Annotated in this window: 16 protein-coding genes; all 16 read right to left on the bottom strand. The window is 48.8% G+C overall.

Annotated elements, in window-relative coordinates; genetic code table 11:
* Positions 1–5: 5 nt before the first annotated feature.
* The 16 genes from neuC to PHR44_07350 all read right to left on the bottom strand — a co-directional run bounded on the left by neuC (position 6) and on the right by PHR44_07350 (position 18,920).
* Positions 6–1,151, bottom strand: a complete 1,146-nt coding sequence (gene neuC, locus PHR44_07275) for a UDP-N-acetylglucosamine 2-epimerase (GenBank protein ID MDD4910457.1) — start codon at positions 1,149–1,151, stop codon at positions 6–8.
* The gene (gene neuB / locus PHR44_07280) at positions 1,148–2,164 is read right to left on the bottom strand and encodes an N-acetylneuraminate synthase (protein MDD4910458.1); all 1,017 of its coding nucleotides are present in this window, start codon (positions 2,162–2,164) and stop codon (positions 1,148–1,150) included. The genes neuC and neuB overlap by 4 nt, the downstream gene beginning before the upstream one ends.
* Entirely contained in the window at positions 2,161–3,861 is a 1,701-nt protein-coding gene (locus tag PHR44_07285; GenBank protein ID MDD4910459.1) for a hypothetical protein, read from the bottom strand. The genes neuB and PHR44_07285 overlap by 4 nt, the downstream gene beginning before the upstream one ends.
* Positions 3,858–4,976: a DegT/DnrJ/EryC1/StrS family aminotransferase gene (locus PHR44_07290; GenBank protein MDD4910460.1), complete on the bottom strand. Its 1,119-nt coding sequence runs from the start codon at positions 4,974–4,976 to the stop codon at positions 3,858–3,860. Before PHR44_07290 ends, PHR44_07285 begins: the two co-directional genes overlap by 4 nt.
* A 46-nt stretch (positions 4,977–5,022) precedes the next feature.
* The gene (locus PHR44_07295) at positions 5,023–5,646 is read right to left on the bottom strand and encodes a winged helix-turn-helix transcriptional regulator (protein MDD4910461.1); all 624 of its coding nucleotides are present in this window, start codon (positions 5,644–5,646) and stop codon (positions 5,023–5,025) included.
* A 196-nt stretch (positions 5,647–5,842) separates the two neighbouring features.
* A complete protein-coding gene (locus PHR44_07300; GenBank protein ID MDD4910462.1) occupies positions 5,843–7,381 on the bottom strand; it encodes a radical SAM protein in 1,539 nt (512 codons plus the stop codon).
* A gap of 24 nt (positions 7,382–7,405) precedes the next feature.
* The gene (locus PHR44_07305) at positions 7,406–8,335 is read right to left on the bottom strand and encodes a glycosyltransferase family 2 protein (protein MDD4910463.1); all 930 of its coding nucleotides are present in this window, start codon (positions 8,333–8,335) and stop codon (positions 7,406–7,408) included.
* Between the two features lie 2 nt (positions 8,336–8,337).
* Positions 8,338–10,047 carry a hypothetical protein gene (locus PHR44_07310; protein MDD4910464.1) on the bottom strand — a complete coding sequence of 570 codons (1,710 nt, stop codon included), beginning with the start codon at positions 10,045–10,047 and terminating at the stop codon, positions 8,338–8,340.
* Between the two features lie 11 nt (positions 10,048–10,058).
* Positions 10,059–11,348 (bottom strand): nucleotide sugar dehydrogenase, encoded by a 1,290-nt coding sequence (locus tag PHR44_07315; GenBank protein ID MDD4910465.1) that lies wholly within the window; start codon positions 11,346–11,348, stop codon positions 10,059–10,061.
* Positions 11,333–12,220 carry a dTDP-4-dehydrorhamnose reductase gene (gene rfbD / locus PHR44_07320; GenBank protein ID MDD4910466.1) on the bottom strand — a complete coding sequence of 296 codons (888 nt, stop codon included), beginning with the start codon at positions 12,218–12,220 and terminating at the stop codon, positions 11,333–11,335. The genes PHR44_07315 and rfbD overlap by 16 nt, the downstream gene beginning before the upstream one ends.
* A complete protein-coding gene (gene rfbB / locus PHR44_07325) occupies positions 12,199–13,155 on the bottom strand; it encodes a dTDP-glucose 4,6-dehydratase (protein MDD4910467.1) in 957 nt (318 codons plus the stop codon). The genes rfbD and rfbB overlap by 22 nt, the downstream gene beginning before the upstream one ends.
* Positions 13,152–13,874: a sugar phosphate nucleotidyltransferase gene (locus PHR44_07330; protein ID MDD4910468.1), complete on the bottom strand. Its 723-nt coding sequence runs from the start codon at positions 13,872–13,874 to the stop codon at positions 13,152–13,154. Before PHR44_07330 ends, rfbB begins: the two co-directional genes overlap by 4 nt.
* Before the next feature lie 47 nt (positions 13,875–13,921).
* The gene (locus tag PHR44_07335) at positions 13,922–14,401 is read right to left on the bottom strand and encodes a dTDP-4-dehydrorhamnose 3,5-epimerase family protein (GenBank protein ID MDD4910469.1); all 480 of its coding nucleotides are present in this window, start codon (positions 14,399–14,401) and stop codon (positions 13,922–13,924) included.
* Between the two features lie 64 nt (positions 14,402–14,465).
* Positions 14,466–15,758: a UDP-glucose/GDP-mannose dehydrogenase family protein gene (locus tag PHR44_07340; GenBank protein ID MDD4910470.1), complete on the bottom strand. Its 1,293-nt coding sequence runs from the start codon at positions 15,756–15,758 to the stop codon at positions 14,466–14,468.
* 17 nt (positions 15,759–15,775) lie between these two features.
* Positions 15,776–18,004, bottom strand: a complete 2,229-nt coding sequence (lptD, locus tag PHR44_07345) for an LPS assembly protein LptD (GenBank protein ID MDD4910471.1) — start codon at positions 18,002–18,004, stop codon at positions 15,776–15,778.
* Positions 17,991–18,920 (bottom strand): ROK family protein, encoded by a 930-nt coding sequence (locus PHR44_07350; protein MDD4910472.1) that lies wholly within the window; start codon positions 18,918–18,920, stop codon positions 17,991–17,993. The genes lptD and PHR44_07350 overlap by 14 nt, the downstream gene beginning before the upstream one ends.
* Positions 18,921–18,961: the final 41 nt, after the last annotated feature.

Here is an 18,961-nt window from a genome sequence, read left to right on the forward strand (position 1 = left end):
CCTCATCAATAAGAAATCCTTTTGTTTAATAACCTGCTGTTTATCCTGAGCCCTTTCAAGATCTTTGTTATTCTTTCAGACGCCCTGCCGTCGCCGTATGGATTCCTATCCTTCATAAGCCGCCTTCTAAAATTCATATCAAAAATCGCCTTCTTAATCGCGGACTTGATCTCGTTCTTATCATACCCCGTATCTATCACGTTAGCCGCCCTTTCCCTGCCTTGCTGCCTTGCGCCTACATTAACTGCCGGCAGATGAAATGACGGGGCCTCAATGATCCCAGAACTGGAATTCCCGACCAGGGCGCCTGCCAGACCCATAAGCCCCAGGTAATCTCCATAAGGGATACTCCTGAATATCCGTATAAAGGGATACCTTCTATATTTTTCAATAATGCCTATAATGTCCCTGCTGCCGGCATCCGCGTTAGGGTAAATTACGATCGTCTGATGCCCCAATTCTTTGAGGGCCTCCATTGTCTGTTTCATTTGACGCCCGGCATTATCAACATCCATAGTAACCGGATGTTGGATCGCCAAAATAACCGGCTTAGAGAGGTCCAGATCATACCTGCGCGGCAGGCCCTCCCTGGAAGTCGCGAACCTGCCGTTGACGATATTATCCAGGCCAGGCGCGCCCACAACATTTATGCGCCAGGCATCCTCCCCCATCCTTTTTATCCTCCCGGCTGCCTGGCGGGTAGCCGCCAAATGAAAATGAGAAAGTTTAGTTATCGCGTGCCGGACGGTCTCGTCAACCGTGGAAGTAACCTCTCCTCCGTGAATATGGACCACGGGTATTGACATATAGGAGCCTGTAATCGCCGCCCCCAGCATCTCCGCTCTGTCTCCCAATATAAGAATAATGTCGGGGGCGATCCTGCCGATACCCCTGGCAAACTTTGAGGTAAAATCGCCTATAAATCCGGCCATGGACCGCTTATCATTGCCCTTGTATACCGCCCTGATTATGTGGACGGGAATATTATCCTTTCTTATCTCGTTAACCGTCTTGCCGAATTCCGGCATCAGATGCATGCCCGTGGCAACGATATCCAGCTTAAGGCCGGGATGCCCCTTAATGGCAGACAATGTATTCCTCATCAGTCCATACTCAGCCCGCGTACCGGAAACATACAGGATATTTCTCATATTAAATCATGAAACCTTATCAAGGAATCCTTCTTAAGGCCCCTTCTGGCTTCTCTGCCTATTATTCTATCTAAGTATTTTGGGGCGACTCCGATGCCCGGCCTTTTAATATCGATCGCGTCATTCGTTATCTTGGCGCCCTTGGGTATATCTATTTTCGCCACTATGCTTTTCCTGACATGTCTTTTGATCCTTTTCTCATCCCTGGTGGGCGCCTTGACCCCGTTACCGATGGCCTTCTCGGTATTCCGTATCCCATCCACCAAGCTCTTTAACTGGTCCGGCTCAAGGCTCATCATGTGGTCCGGCCCTTTCATATTCCTGTCTAAGGTAAAATGTTTCTCTATTACTGTGGCGCCCAGGGCAACTGCCGCGATAGAGATCTCGATGCCTTCCGTATGGTCGGAATATCCCACGTTGACACCCAGGGCGTCTCTTATGGTAAGCATGGCCAGAAGATTGACATCCCTATAGGCAGCCGGATAAGCCGTTGTGCAGTGCAAAAAGGTTATATTGTTTTTAGAAACACCTGAACGCACCAGAATATTTAACGCCTGTCTGGCCTCGTCCAGGTCTGCCATGCCGGTAGAGACAATGACCCTTTTCCCTATACCTCCTATCTTTCTTAGATAGGGAATATTCGTTATTTCTCCCGAAGGTATCTTGAATATCCTCAGCCCCAGCCCGTTAAGCAGGTCTATGCTCTCCAAATCGAACGGGCTTGATAAAAACGCTATCCGTTTCTGCCGGCAATGACGGATAAGTTCTCTGTGGGCATCCAGGCCAAGCTCCAGCTTTTCTAACATCTGAAGCTGCGATTCATTTCTGGCTGTGGCCCGGAGCTGATACCCTGCCTTCAGAGCGAGTCTGCTGGCCAGCCGGCGCGCCCGGAATGTCTGAAATTTGACCGCGTCGGCTCCGGCATAAGAAGCGGCGTCTATCAGCCGTTTGGCCAATTTAACGCTTCCGTTGTGGTTAACCCCTGCCTCTGCTATTATAAAAACCTTACTCATAAGCGGCCTTCAAATTTATGCCTCAAGGGATAAAAAGAAACAGCCGGCAATTCAGGCAAACCTTTATCAAGCCATCTACGATAGGGGACGTCGGGATATTTTAAAAGGATCTCCCGATTTACCAATAACTCCCCTTCCCTGTAATGTATGAATATCAACTTCCTGAAATCAAAGGCATCCTCTCCCCAATGCGAAAGCCGCCTCAATCTGCCGTCATCCGGGCCGCCGGGCAATCTTCTCTTTTTAAGTTCGGCGGCAGTGCATACCTTGTATCTCCGGAATGACTCCGGCTGCCCTGATGCCGCATACAACAGGTTCAGGGGAAACTCAAAATCATAATAATTATTCAGGTCGGCATAAAAATAGCCGTTCTCCATATTAAAAAACGGTATGGCGGCCTGGGCGTCCGCAAAGAACATCGCCTCCGGCGGAAGGGCGGGAAAACGCTCCCTAAACGCCTGAAAAAATCTGCTTTCTTCCTGCCATCCCCTGAAATACAAGTCAAGGTTAACATTGTTGAAAAAGACGCCCAACCCGAAAAAAGACGCCAGAAAAACACGATACAGCCTCGCCCTGATATTTGAGCCGGCAGACGCCCTGAATATCAAGTATAAAAAGGCGGCGGCTAAAACAGACCAGCCAAACTGCAGTATTATGCCATGCCTTGAGCTTGAGCCAGGGGCACCGGCATTGCCGACATATAAATACATAATCATCGGAAAGACCAGCAATACAGAGCCAAACAACATAGAAAACCCGAACCAACCACCGTCATCCTTGCGCTGCTCTGCAATAATTATCCGCCTCAAAGCATAAAAGCTCAAAATTCCGGCAGTTACCCCCAATAGCACCGACCAGCCGTTTACAGACGGAAAATGCCTTGCGAAAATATACCAACTCTGGAATAAAAGATATTTTAACGCCTGCGGATATTTGGCTAAATTAAGCATCCCCGAAAAATTCCCCGCGTATGCCCCTTCGTAGATACCGTAGGGGCTGAATTTTAATTTATATACGACCAAGGGTGCGCACAACAACAGAAATGGCGACCAGGCGGTCATCGCCTTCTTCAGTGACCTTCTCCAGCTCCCTGTATCCAGGGCAAGCAGGCGGCATATCAAAATAAACCTTGCCGGTTCCAAAGCCACTGTCCCCTCCATAAGCAGATAGGCAACCGCTGAAATCCCCAGTGCCGCGGACAAAAACCGCAGCCGCCCGCTGCCTGTAAATGCCCTGTATGTCAAATAAAAGGAAATGACGCTCAAGCATACACCCAGGCGATAATAAAGATTGGCGTAAACAGGCATTGAGCTATCCAAAGGGGATGCCAGAAAACAACCGGCAGCCAAAAAGGCCAAAAGGCGGCTTTTCCCGGACAGACCCCTGATAAAAATATAAATAAAGGCCGCTGACACGACCTCTATGAATATGGCGGCGGAATGCCATATCATATAAGCATGGTCCGATACCTTATGAAGATTAAAAAGATAATACAGGAATGCGCCTTGCGGTATCCTTCTCATCTGCGCAAAACCCATATTGATAAATTCACCCGGGCTGCCGCTTGAATATGCCGATATAAGCCAGCAATTATCGTCCCAGGCGGCGTTATGGAACAAATATAACCTGCCGTAGCTTAACAGCGCCAGAAATACAATAAATACCGGAGTATAAAAATCGCCTCTTTTAGACATCATAACCGGCAGCAAAACTCCTTCACCGCTTCCGCAACCGCAGTAATTTCCTCCTTAGTGATCTCCGGATACAAAGGCAGAGAAATAACCTCCTCTGCCGCTAATTCCGCGTTAGGCAGATCGCCCTTTTTGTAAGACAGCTCCTTATATATCTCCTGGAGGTGCAAAGGCAGGGGATAATGAACCGCGCCGATAATATCTTTCGCCTTTAAGAACTTGAGGAGCTCGTCCCTCTGTTTAAGCCGGATAACGTAAAGGTGAAAAACATGCCTGCCTTCTCTGATCGTCCCGGGAATGGCCAGCTCCTCAGACAGGCCGGACTTTTTGAAAAGCTCATTGTATACCTCGGCCTTCTCTATCCTCTGCTCATTCCATTTATTCAGATATCTTAATTTCACGCGTAAGATCGCCGCCTGCAATTCATCCAGGCGGCTGTTGCGGCCGCGGGTAACACAGTAATACCTCTCCCTGCAGCCATGGACACGCAGCACGCGCAGCCTGTCGGCGATATCTTGATTGTCTGTGACCGCTACTCCGCCGTCTCCGTAAGCGCCAAGGTTCTTGCTGGGGTAAAAACTGAAACAGCCGCAGTCGCCGAAAGAGCCGACTTTTCTGCCCTTATATTCGGCCCCTATTGCCTGGGCGCAGTCCTCAATGATCATCAAATTATGATCCCTGGCGATCTTGATCAGCTCATCCATCCGGCAGGGCTGGCCGTAAAGATGCACGGGGATTATGGCTTTTGTCTTTTTGGTGACTTTCCTCCTTACTTCCTCAGGGTCAATATTATATGTATCAAGGTCTATATCGGCAAAGACCGGGCGCGCGCCCACCGAACAAACTGCCTCGGAGGTGGCAAGAAAGGTAAAAGGCGTAGTAATGACTTCGTCATTCTCACCGATATTTAAAGCCCTGAGGGCCAATTCCAACGCGTCTGTGCCGGATGCGACCCCTACCGCGAACTTAACGCCCAGAAAAGAGGCCACCTCCTCTTCCAGGCGCCGCACATTTTCCCCTAAAATGAATGAGCCGCTATCCAGCACCCTCTGGATAGCCCCGTCTATCTCCCCTTTAATGCTCTGGTATTGCAGTCTTAAATCCAGCGGCGGAATCATTATCGCTAACCTCTCCTTTCTCTAAAGCACATTCTCCGGCGTCAATATTTTACGCCATTGAATAAAAACTGATCCCTGACAACTCCTTGTCGTTATTGAGCCTGTGTAAGATCTCGTCATTATATCTTATTGACGTAACCAATACCGCGTCCGGCCTTAATTCCTTTATGATCCGCGGGGGCTGCACAATAAATCCGAACATCTTATTGTTATGCTTATTTTCATCATCATCTGTTATGCCTAAAACCGAAAACTCAAAACCAGAGCCATTTATAATAATAAACACCACTTCTAAGACCTCGCCCGCCCCATAGCATACTATGCGCTTATGCCCCGCGGTAGAAAGCGTGTTAAGGCTGGCAGTTACCTTATCTCTTAAGGCGGAATAATAGCTGACGGTGTGTTGAAGAAAATGATAGGCCAGTCTGGCTTTTTCGCTGAAACCTTTAGGGGTAAGATAGTAACCTATCCGCTTGTGATTAATGCCTTGGGCCTTTACCAGCCCTTTGCTGACCATCTTTTTCAGGCAGGCATTGGTCACACCCAGGGCTACGCCTAAACGCTGGGAAAGTTTGCGCTGTGAAACAGTGGAGTCCTTAGCTATCTCCTCCAATAACTGAAGATTGCGTAAGTTTTCGGTAGGTTTTAAAAACTTGTCTTGCAATTCCGGCATGTAATTTTGGCCTGTTGCCCTGAAAAACCCGAGTTTTCCGGGGGGTGGCGTTCTAAAAATGAACGATTACCATTTTACGGCTTTTGCCCTGCTTTGTCAAGTGACTTCTGCGTTCAAATCAGCCGGAAAAAGCCGCTATCTTAAGCTCGTATCTTCTTCAAATGCAATTGGTTTTGCTCCTGTAGAAAAGGCGGGATTAAGCGCGCTGCATAAGGCGGTTGAGGATCTTGATCTTTCTGAATTTGGACAAAATAAACCTTTCCGTTTTTAGTTCCTGCCTGCCTGACAGGACATTCAATACCACGCGGCCGGTTTTAACCGGATGGAAGGCCGCCTTGACTCCATGGAACAAAAGGTAACCGGAGATCTGGTAGACCTTTAATTCCCAATCAGCGATATCCTCTGACCAGGACCTGGCCTTACCGATGTCGCCCATTGATATCAATGAGGCGAAGAATGCCTCGTCTACCTTTATTTTTCCTGCTTTGCGGAGTTTATCAAACAATTTTGCTCCCGGCAAAGGGGCAAACAGCCCTGCCACACATTCATCAACGCCGTTCTTCGCCAGCCGCATCATCAAGCCTAATGTCTTAAAAATATCGCCTTTTTTCTCTCCGGGGAACCCCATAATGAAGTATACCGACGTCTTGATCTTGGCCCTATTCGCGATCCTGGCGACCTTGATGATCTCCTCCAGATCCAGGGACTTGCCGATGATCTCATCAAGCACCCTTTTTGAGCCGGATTCCGGAGCCAGGATAATATTGGTGCATCCTGCCTCAACCATCCTGGAGATGATCTCCGCGTTCATCCTATGCGGCCTTATTCCGTTTGCCGGCTGCCAGTTGATCTTAACCCCCTGCCTGATAAGCTCATCGCAAAATGCCAGCAATCTGCCCGGCTCAGTATTCATGTTCTCATCTTCAAAGTGGACCTCTTCGATCCCGTACTTCTTTTGCAGGAATATTATTTCCTCAACCACCTTTTTAGGGTCCCGTGGGCGCCATTTCCTTCTCCAGATCCCGGGGGTGGTGCAAAATGAACAATCATAGGGGCAGCCCCTTGAAAATAACATGACTGTCCACTTGTCAGACCTCGTGCAGCCGTGCGGCTCCCTGAACCTGAAATAATTATTCATGGGAACGGCATCCCAATCCGGATAAGGCAGGGAATCCACATCCTGCAATAACTCAATATCCTTATTGATAATAAGCCCGGAACCATGCTTAAAACATAACCCGGGGATATCCTTCAAATCAGAAAGATCGACTTCCCATTGATTTCCAGCCAATGCCCGGCATAGCTTAAGGAAGGTGATCTCCGCCTCTCCCACGCAAACAAAATCAACGCATCCGGACATCAGCATGTATTCGGGCAGGGCCGATGCATGCGCCCCTCCCAGGACCAGGACCGCCTTAGGCAGCCTCTCTTTGATCGATCTGCATAGGTCCATTACAAACGCGTGCGCTATTGAGAATAAACAGGAGATCCCTATGACCCTGGTTGCAGGATGGATCTTTTCTATAAGTTCCGAAGGCCGCAAGCCCCTATAGGCGCTGCCTTTATATTTATAATACTGGCCGGGATTCTCGCCAAGGCCGTCGATCAGATGCACTCTAAAATTATTTTTTTTAAGAATCGATGAGATGTACAGCAGGCCAAGCGGAGGTGTGACCCCGTCGGTAACCTGCGTAGGGGAAGAAAATTGCGCGGGATTGATAAGCGTTATGTCCATAAGCGCTGCGGCCCCGTTTATATTCTAGAAATTGACCTTTTTCTCTATTATATACTCAGGACGGCCCTTTACTTCATCAAAGATACTTCCAATATACGACCCCAATATGCCTACGGTCAAAAGCTGGATCCCGCCGAAGAAAATGATTATGACCAAAGTAGAGGCCCAGCCGGAGGTCCTTCTGAAATCAGATAAAAATACATAAGCGACCAGGCAAAAAGACAAGATTATGCTGGCAAACCCCATTCCCATGGCCAGCTGCAGGGGTTTCTTGGTAAAATAAAATATGCCTGTCCCCGCGAACTTCACCATCCTGCGGAACGGATACTTTGTCCTGCCTGCGGCGCGCAGATCACGCTGGTAATAGATCGGGGCCTGTTTAAACCCCACCCAGCTTATTAAACCGCGGATATATTTATTCTTTTCCCGTAAATTCTTGAATTCTTCGATCACCTTTCTATCGATCAACCTGAAATCGCCGGTATCTAAGGGCAGCCTTACCTCAGACAGGCTGTTAAGTATCCTGTAAAAGAACTTTGCCGTAAATTTCTTAAAAAAACCCTCCCCCTTCCTGCTTGTCCTTACCCCGTATACCACATTGCATTTCTCTTCATCATGTTTTTTTATCATCTCAGGGATAAGCTCAGGAGGGTCCTGCAGGTCCGCGTCTATAATGACGGCTATGTCGCCGCTGCAATTCTTAATGCCGGACGATACCGCGGCCTGATGCCCGAAATTCCTGGAAAAACTGATCACCTTTACGCCCTTGTCCTGCGCCGCTATCTGTTCTAAAATACCCGGCGTGCCGTCTTTACTCCCATCGTCGATAAATATGATCTCGCGGCTGTTGTAACCGTTGGCGTCCAGGACCCCCTTGACCCTTACGTAGGTTTCCCGGATCACCGGCTCTTCATTATAACAAGGTATCAGGATAGAAATCTTATGTTCAGGCATTCTTAATCTCCTCCGAGTTTAACCAGCGTTCCCAGGCCCGGTATTTCATATACGCCGGCCCCCTGCTTCTGTAATAGTTTGACATAGGGCTTTATGTAATTCCGGTAGCGTATACCGAAATTCGTCGCGCATCCTGAATTTTCGGCCAGATTACGGGATACAAGAACACAGTCAACGCGCTCAGGCCGCAGCCCATTATAATGCGGAGTTTCCAGAGAACCGAAGGGCGGGATCTCCCATATATCGTATACCCTGTCTAAAGGCAGCTCCATAAATGCGCCGATGAATGTGTGCTCAAGCGACATTATCCCCCTGCAATCCCTTACCAGAGGGCCAAGCATTTCAAAAGAGGCCTTCATCGGATAAGCGGAGTTCTGCATCAGGCGAAGATCGCCTTGACGGACGTCCTTAACAAGATCCTTTATCAGGTTTATCCTCAGGCGTGAATAACCGTCCGCGTTAGAAAAGAAAAAAAGCATTATGGGCACGGCTAAACACCCCAGAGACGCGGCCATTTTATTCTTCGAGAAGGCGTTACGCAAATTAGCGCCATACCAGGAGGCGCCGATGATAAACACGGGGATAACGGGCACCATATATCTTGTCTTTGGCATAGAGATAACCGTGCTGGCAACGAGCAAAATACTGCCGAGTAAAAACAGCAGCATCGGCCTGCTGCCCCCTACCGCGCGAAACGCGCCATACAGGACCAGCGCAACCATAAATAAAGAGCAAAGCCAGCTGACAACCCTCAAGAAAATACCCGCGCGCGCGGTCCGGGGAAATTCCGTCATGCCGGCTATTATGGGAACAAGATATTTGATATTCCTTATGACCTGCCCCGCTACAAATGACGGATTGGCGCGGATGGCCCCGGTAATGGTCGCGGCCCCGCCAAAGATCTCCCGATTTGTAAAATAAATGTCCTTATCAGCGCATGTTCCGTATTTGAGCCGGATGAATTCCTCGTTATAGTTTTGAATAAAGGCGCCGTCTGAGAGCCTCTTGTTGTCTCCGGGAAACCACGTCCCGGTAAACAATGATGTATTGTTCCAACGGTGCGTTGACTGCATACCTATAAAATATGCCGACAACGCCATTACTAGAATGACCGGCCAATCGGAATGCCGGGGAATCAATTGCGCGAATAAATTCTTCGCGCCTTTTTGTCTTAAAAAATTAAAGGTATCCCATATTACAAATATAAAGATAAAAATTATGTACGTGCAGCGGAACATATACGCCAGGCCAAACAAGGCATATGAACTTGCCAGCCGGAACCTGCCTGCCTGTTCCCTTCTGGCTGCGATAGCCAGGCAGCTAAATGCCAGAGCCAATTTTTGCACAGGGGGTTCCGCGCTCTGCAGGAAAGGGATCCACAGCAGGACTGCAAAGGCAGATAAATAAGGCCCCAGATATGGCCTGAATAATACAATCAGGGCTATGGCTGTAATTAATGTGGTTATAAAGTATTCGCTTGTTACCGAAAGCGGATATCCCAGCCAGCTGAAAAGGTTCAGGTATAGCGCGTAAAGCGGGCTTCTGTCAAGAACGACAAACCTGCCTGACTCAGCGAACATCCTGGCAGACAACCAGTATCCCCATCCTTCCCCGCTTATTTCCCAATGGCTGAGAAGGCTTAGCGCAAGCGCGCCCAGGACTATCAGTATAACTACGGCGGTCTTAAACGGGGTAACGGTTGAATGCTCCATATCCGGAGGCCTTAGATTCTGGATAACTTCTTATCGGTAAGATTATTGTAGATATTCCTGCAGTCGAATATCCTCTTCGCATGTCGCAGGACATAACCGTAATCTATCCGCGAATGATCAGTCGCTATAACTACCATATCCTGCGATCTTAATAATCCGGCGGTCAATCTTTTTGCCTTTAAATTGATGCCGTTTATTTTCAGGAAAGGGATGAGGGGATCGTAATAGGCAACCTTTGCGCCTGCCTTCTGGAAATATTCGATCGCGTCAAGCGAAGGGGACTTACGCAAATCCCTGACATCTTTTTTATACGTCACACCGATAATCAAAATATTTTTATCTTTTAAATCTCCGACGGCCTCCCGAGTCCTTTCAACCACGTACCTGGGCATATATGTTATTATGTCTGACGCCAATTTTATGAATTTTGACTTGAATCCGTATTTCTTCGCCTTCCAATAAAGATACAGGGGGTCTTTTGGGATACAGTGGCCGCCTACGCCGGGGCCGGGATAAAACGGCATAAAACCGAACGGCTTGGTCCTGGCGGCATCAATGACCTCCCAGATATTAATGGACATCTTGTGCGCCATCATCGCAAGCTCATCTATAAGCCCGATATTCACCAACCGGAAGGTATTTTCCAGCAGCTTCACCATCTCGGCAACCCGCGCCGAGGATACCGGCACTGTCCTGGCAAGGGCGCTGCCGTAAAATAACCGGGTCATGCGGGTGGCCTCAATAGTAGTGCCGCCGATAACCTTTGGTATCTTATTTACGTGGAATTTTTTATTGCCCGGGTCGATACGCTCGGGAGAAAATGCCAGCAGAAAATCCTTGCCGCAAACAAGCCCCTTGCTTTCAAGTATGGGCTGTATCACCTCTTCGGTGGTCCCGGGATACGTGGTGCTCTCCAGGATCACCAGGCTCCCGCTCTTCTGGTATCCGGCTATCTGCCGCACCGCCTTCAAAATATAAGATATATCCGGGTGGTATTTTCTTTTAAGGGGGGTAGGAACGCATATGAGCATCACGTCAAGCTTCCCTATCTGCCTGAAATCCTGCGTAGCGTGAAACATGCCTGCCTTTACCACGGCCTTGAGGTCGGCGTCTTTTACGTCGGAGATATAGTTTACCCGCGCGTTGATGTTATCAACTCTGCCCCTGTCGGTATCTATACCGAGCACCTTAAAGCCCTTTTTCGCGAACGTCACGGCAAGGGGCAGGCCCACATATCCCAACCCCACCACCCCCACAAGCGCGCTCTTATTCCCTATCTTCTTCTCTAATTCACGTAGCATTTCTCAATATACTCCTTTAGCGCTTCCTGCCACGGCCTCAGCCTGTAACCCGCCGCCCGCGCGAATCTCTTATTTTCCAACACCGTGCATCTGGGCCTCTTCGCGGCAAAGCCGTATTCATCCAGCCTGGTTGAAGAAATATTCACGCCGTTATGCCCGTAGAATTCCTTTATCTTCAAGGCGAATTCATACCAGGAGCACTTGCCTGAATTCGTGATATGATAAATCCCCCGCGGATCACCGCCGCGCCCTCCGCGAAGCATCCCTATGAGGCCGGCGATAGCGCCGCTCAAATCAACGCTATACGTCGGAATGCTGTATTTATCGCCTATTATATTAAAATCCGCGCCCTGCCTTATCTTCTTTATCACGGTATCTACAAAGTCCTTGTGCCGCGCGCCGAAAAGCCAGCTTGTCCTGATGATCAAATACTCCTTGAGCGTCATCGCGCATATTTTTTCCGCTTCAAATTTTGACTGCGCGTATACATTTATGGGCTTCGGCTCATCATCCTCTGTATAGGCAGACAGCTTGGTACCGTCAAAAACATAATCCGTGCTTATGAATATAAGTACGGTCCCTGATCCCGCGCAGGCCTGAGCTATGTTACGCGTCCCCTCCGCGTTGATATTGAACGCTGATCGCGGGTCTTTTTCGCAAGCATCAACGTCTGTCAGCGCTGCCGCGTGGATCACGACCCGCGGGGACTCGCGGATAAATACCTCTTGTACCTTTTTGGCATCCGTGATATCGCAGTCAGAGCGCCCGATACCCTTTACTATATATTTATCTGAAAGCGCGCTGGTAAGGCAGCTGCCCAGAAGGCCGCCGGCCCCGGTAACCAGTATCTTTATATTATTCTTTTTTTCCACCAATCAAAATTTCCGGAATACCAGCCTATAGTCAGATTTAACGCGTCATTAAAATTATATTCTGGCCGCCAGCCCAAGGTCCGGATTTTATGCGTGTCAAGGCTGTATCTAAAATCGTGGCCGAGGCGATCTTTCACGCGCCTTATCATATTATGGCCCTTATTCATTTTCTTCAATATGAGTTTTGTGAGATTCAAATTGGTAATCTCGGAATTGCTGGCAATATTGTAAACCCCTTCTTTCCTGCCCTTACGGATAACCGTATCTATTGCGGCGCAGTTATCGTACACATAAATCCAGTCCCTGATATTCTCCCCCCGGCTGTAAAGCGGGACCTTCTTGTTCCTAAGTAAATTGGTGATAAAAAGCGGGATTACCTTCTCAGGATATTGATACGGCCCGAAATTATTGCCGCTCCTGGTGATTATAACGGGAAGTCCGTAGGTGTTGGCGTAAGACATGCAGAGCAGGTCCGCTCCTGCCTTGCTTGCTGAATAGGGATTGCCCGGAGCAAGAGGAGAATCTTCACGGAACCTGCCCCTTTTTATGCTCCCGTAGACTTCGTCGGTAGATATCTGAACGAATAGCCCGGCGCCGCTTCCCTTGCATGCCTCAAGCAGATTGCGCACACCCGCTATGTTGGTGTCAATAAAACAGCTTGAATCATTAATGGAACGGTCAACGTGCGTCTCGGCCGCGAAATTAACTATAACATCCGCCTTCCCGGCCAATCCCGTAACCAGGCGCCTGTCGCGTATATCCCCTTTTACAAACCTGTGCCTCTTATCGGCCTTAAGCGAGGCAATATTATCTATGTTGCCGGCATATGTAAGCTTATCCAGATTGATTACCTCTGCCGCCTTGTATTTATTCAATATGAATTTAACAAAATTGGAGCCGATGAATCCGGCTCCGCCCGTGATCAGATATCTCATTTCCGCTCTTTTCTCGCGATAAGATTATTGGCCCTGAGAAGCGATTCGTGCGTCCCGCAGTCAGTCCACCATCCGCTTAATATATCAAAAAACATCTCCTGTCTCTCTATATAGGCATTATTTACATCCGTTATCTCCAGCTCGCCCCGCTTAGACGGCTTGAGAGTGCGTATAATATCAAAGACCCGTGGATCATACATATATATGCCGGTGACTATATAATCGGACTTGGGATTCCTGGGCTTCTCCTGGATTGAAACTATCCGCCTGCCCCTTAATTCCACCACTCCGAAACGTTCAGGGTCCGGCGCCTTCTTTATCAATATCCTCGCCCCTCTTCTCTGCCGCCTGAATTTTTCAACATAACGCTTTATGGATTTCTCCACGACATTATCTCCCAGGATAACCGCTATTTTGTCTCCGTCGGCAAAATGCTCCGTAAGGGCCAGCGCCGCGGCGATCCCGCCCTCGCCTTGCTGATAAGTATAGTTAATATGTTTTAAGCCGAAATCCGAACCGTTTCCCAGAAGCCGCAGGAAATCTCCGGCGTTATTGCCGCCCGTAACGATCATGATATCCGTAATGCCTGCCTCAACAAGGGCCATGATAGGGTAATACACCATCGGCCGGCAATAGACAGGTAGAAGGTGCTTGTTTGTGATGCGGGTCAACGGCTCTAAACGCTTACCCAACCCGCCTGCCAAAATTACGCCTTTCATATTATCACGCGTCCATTTTCCTCTACAGGCTTACGCCTGTAGAATCCTCATTCCCCACACGTAAGTGTGGGGTCCGGATGTAACGGCCTCAAATTATCCCAGTCGTAATATTCATTCTTTATGCGGAATTCATCCGGTTTGTTTCTATCGTACTCGGGATCAATGCAGTTTATTATAAATGCCTCTCCCGCTAAACTCTTAAATGCGTGGAGCACGCCTTTGGGGATACCTACAAGGCAAAAGTTTCCCTCGCCGATCTCGAATTCGTTGAGCTCGTTCTTTGTCCTGCTGTTATCGCGTATATCGACTAAAACGAGCTTTATCTTTCCTTTGATGCAGCAGAAGAAATCGGCCTGATCTTTATGCAGATGGAACTTGTCCTTGTCCTTCGTGACCCCTTCAAATGCCGTTGTCAGATATACCTGCCGCGGCTGGATACCTGTTTCCGATACCCGGAATATCTCCATAAGCCGCCCGCGCTCGTCGGAGATCACCTTAAGCTTCTTAATCCTGACGCCTTCTATCATACGCTCATTTCCTCTACAGGCTTACGCCTGTAGTATCATCATGCCCCACACGTAAGTGTGGGGTCTATCTCCTGCCGATCCCGCAATAATGGAACCCCATCTTCTTCATTTTATCGGGTTCGTAAATATTCCTCCCGTCTACAATTATGGGGTGCCTCATAAGTTTCTTTATCCTGGCGAGATCCAGCTCTTTAAACTGCGGCCATTCCGTAATAAATACCGCGCAATCGCAGGAACGGAAACAACCGTAGAGGTCGCGGGAAAATTCCACGCCCGCGATCATATCCTTTGCCTTGCGCATGGCATGCGGGTCGTACGCCTTGATCTTTGCCCCTTCGCTCTGAAGGCGCCTTATTATGTCAATGGAAGGCGCGTTGCGCAGGTCATCGGTGTCCGGCTTAAAGGCCAGGCCCAATACCGCGATGGTCTTCCCCCTTACGATCCAGAGCATACTTTCGATCTTTTTCATGATATTTATCTTCTGTTCCTCGTTCACCCGTTCCACCGCCTTTAATAATTCAAAGTCATACCCTATTTTCTGCGCGATATTGATAAATGCCTGAACGTCTTTGGGAAAACAACTGCCTCCGTATCCTGCTCCGGCGTCAAGAAAGGAGCGCCCTATCCTCCTGTCCAGCCCCATTCCCTCCGCGACCTTGACCACGTCCGCCCCTACCCTGTCGCAAACCTGCGATACGGCATTTATAAAAGATATCTTCGCGGCCAGGAAAGAATTACTGGCATGCTTTATTATCTCGGCGGACTTGATATCGGTTACTATGATCGGGCAATCAAGCGGCTCATAAAGATCCCTTAATATCCTCTCCGCGCGTTTTGATTCTACGCCGATAACGACCCTGTCCGGATGCATAAAGTCGGATATCGCCTGGCCTTCCCGCAGGAATTCCGGATTGGATGCGATGTCAAACTTGACCTTTCTTTTATTATTCAGCCCCACTGTATGCTCTACCCATTTGCCTGTCTCAACCGGGACCGTGGACTTCTCCACTATGAGCCGATAGGAACGCATATATTTGGCGATATTACGCGCGACCTTTTCCACGCCGCTTAAATCCGCCTCTCCACTTTCCCGCGAGGGAGTACCTACCGTTATAAATATTACCTGCGAGCTATCTACCGCCTCCTTGATGCTGGAAGAAAAAAACAGGCGCCTGCCGCGCGCGTTATCCCTGACCATCTCTTCTAAGCCGGGTTCATATATGGGGATATCCATCCTTTTCAGGCGCTTGATCTTCTTTTCATCGTTGTCCACGCATATGACACGGTTACCCAATTGAGCAAAGCAGGCGCCCGTAACCAGGCCCACATAACCCGTCCCGACGATCGCGATATCCATGACTCTCCTTATTAAAACTAACTCCCCGGCTTCGGCTGATGGTACTCTTTATTGTATTCAAATTCCATTTCCGGGAACGCCTTTAACCTGTAAATGAACCACAATGCCTCTCCCTTATTCCTGGTCACATTATAGGTAATGTCCAATTCCCCGCAGTGCAGATCGCGCGTGAGCACATATTCCTGTTCGGCAAATTCCTTTGTATGCGTGCTGGCAAATTGGTAACGCTCATAAACGCTGAATTTCCATTTCGGGTTTATTCTATGGGTAAATTGGGTGGTTAACTCCTTTGACCCTTTTCTCTGATAACGATGCCCTATACCAAAAGAAGTATATTTGCTTACCTTCGCGTAAAGGTCTAAATTCGCGTTTTCAAATTCGTCGGATATATGGTCAAAGGTAGTGTCCGCCTCAAAGCGCAGCCAGCTGTAAGGGATAACCTCCAGGTCAAAAAGGAAGTCGGAAAATTTGCTCCCCGCGCCGGTTGAGGGATGATAGTCGTAGGATGAACTGACCTCTATTGTAGCCAGGTCCACCGACTTTTCTTTATTCTTTTCCCCTCTCTTGGTCTGCAGTTTATTGGTTAATCCGATAGAAATGCTGTTTCCCCCCGCTATTGAGTCGATGCCGTCAAACGAACGCAATTTTTCTGAAGAGATCGTGGGGTCATGCGTATACGCGTAAGAGGCGGTGGGGGTTATTACGTGCCTGAGCCTGTTGATATCAAGGCCAAAGGCATTAGTATTGACCTCAAATATCCTGAAAAACTTCGTGCTTAGATCGCCTCCGGCGGAAAATACGGTGCGGGGAGAGATATCCTCTTCGTCATCACGGGTCCTGCTATAATAGGTCTGCTGCGAAGAAACAAAGGGCTTAAACTCAAGAAACGCTACTTTGCTCGGCATGGAAAACCTGTTGAACTCATCTAATCTATTAACGGTATAATCCACATCGGAAGGCGCCGCGTCTTTGCTGTTTAAACTGGAAAATGTGGACCTGTTATTAAAGAGGAGCGGGGTTGACCCTATCTTGTGCTCCGTGCTCTGAAAGGCAATCTCCGGAAGCTGCTCTGTCATTGATTGAAAACGATTCACCCGGCTCTTTATCAGGAAACTTAACGTGCCGTTGGTCATACTACGCGTGCCTAAGAAGTACGTTTGCGGATTGGAATCCTTCTCATATTCCCTGTAGATATAATCCTTAATGATATTCGCGTCGCTTAATTTATGGTACTCAAACAATAAATTCGTATTGTCGTCCACTTCCCATTTATGCCGCCACTGTACGCGGAAACGCTCGCTCTCTTTGGTCTTCCTCTTTTCGGCGTAATTCTTCTTATCCGGCCTTACAATGCGTTTTGTGGCGATACTGCGCTCACGCATATAATATGTTGACAGATTTCCTTTGCCGAAAGGGGTATCGCCGTAATTGAGGTCCGGGCCCCAGGCAAGGTCTTTTCTTTCGCGATAATCAAGATGGAATCTTCCCTTTATGTTCTCGTTGACATAATACCTCCACGCGCTCAAGACAAAGATCCCCCAGTCCTTTGACATACCCGGGGTCACCGTAACGCGCGGCCTTTTATCGTCAAGCCAATGAAGATAGCGCGGCATATACATAAGGGTCCGCTCGCCTACCTTCATCCTGATCTTCTGAAGCCGCATCCTGTCTTTGGGATAGAAGTCCACCTTATCGGCGGTGACCCTGTAATGCGGCTGGTCAAAACTGCAGGAGGTCATATATCCGTTGTCTACTATAAAATGATTCTCCGAAGCCCTCTGTATCTCCTGGCCCTTGCCGAACATAAAATCGGATTTTATCCTGGCGGAAAGCATAGTCCCCATCATTGAGTCAAAATTATATATTACTACCGAGCTCTTTATCACGCTATCTGTGCTCTTATCCGTTATTGTCACGTTGCCGTCGGCTATGCAGTCATTTGTCATTCTATTTACCATCAAATTATCGCAGGTGAGCACCGTATTCTTATAGATCGCGACGACATTCCCCTTTGCTTTTATCTCCGAGCTTGCCGCCTGATATTCAATCATATCCGCGTTAACTTCAACCGCCTCTTTTTCGACCTGGGCGGGCTGCGTTTCTTTTGCCGCGGATGCGGCTTCCGCGCCCTGTCCTTGCGCGGCCTCCGGCTGCGCGGCCTCTGTTTCAGCGGCGCGTATACCGCGGAGTAAAACAAAAGGCGAAACAAGGCACAATATGATTAACGGGTAACTAAACTTTGGCAAGCTCATCTTTGACTAATAGTGCGGCGCCTTTAAGGCCGGCATCGCTGCCTAATTCGGCCCTGACCACCCTTACCGCCTTTGCCGAATCAGGCATTGCCCTTTCCGCGATGATCCTTCTTACCTGCTTGAACAAAACCTCTCCCGCCTCTGCTACACCGCCGCCTATGACAATTGTGTCCGGATTAAGAAGGTTTACCGCGCTGCTGAGAGCAACGCCCAGATATTCTCCGATACCGCGCCAGACCCTGATCGCTTTTTTGTCGCCCTTCCTCCCCAGGACACTCAATTCCTCAAGGGAGACCTGCCTGCCAAAGGCCTTTCTGGCATACAGGGCTATATACCTGTTGCCTACGTAGCGCTCAAGGCAGGCCCTGCCGCCGCAGTTGCATCTGGGCCCGTCTAAATTCAGCGGCATATGGCCGATCTCTCCCGCCAGGTAACTGCTGCCCCTGTAAAGCCTGCCGCCTATCAGGATCCCGCCGCCAACGCCCGTGCCTAATGTAATACATAAGGCGTTCCTTGCGGAAGCAGCGGCGCCAAACCGGCCTTCAGCAAGACACATCAAATTCACGTCATTATCTATGATCACCGGCAGCCCTGTCTTCCTGCTGAGTAATTTCGCGAGAGGGACATCTTTCCACCCGGGTATGTTAGGGAAAAAATGCACCACTCCCTTTTCGTAATCGACTGGCCCGGGCACCCCCAGCCCCACACCCAAAAGAGAACCCTTTGATAATCCGCTCTTTGATATAAAACTGTTAATGGTTTCAATTATTATATTTATCAACCTGGCCTTGCTGCGGTATCTGGAAGTAGAATAGACGGTCTTTACCAGCAGTTTGAGGCGTTCATCAAAAAGCGCCGACTTTAAATTGGTGCCGCCAAGGTCAACCGAAAAGATGAATTTCTTAGGCATCCTAACTTTATATTTTAAGATAAAACCCCAATATTTTCAAG

Source organism: Candidatus Omnitrophota bacterium (genome assembly GCA_028707125.1).
Taxonomy (GTDB): domain Bacteria; phylum Omnitrophota; class Gorgyraeia; order Gygaellales; family JAQTUX01; genus JAQTUX01.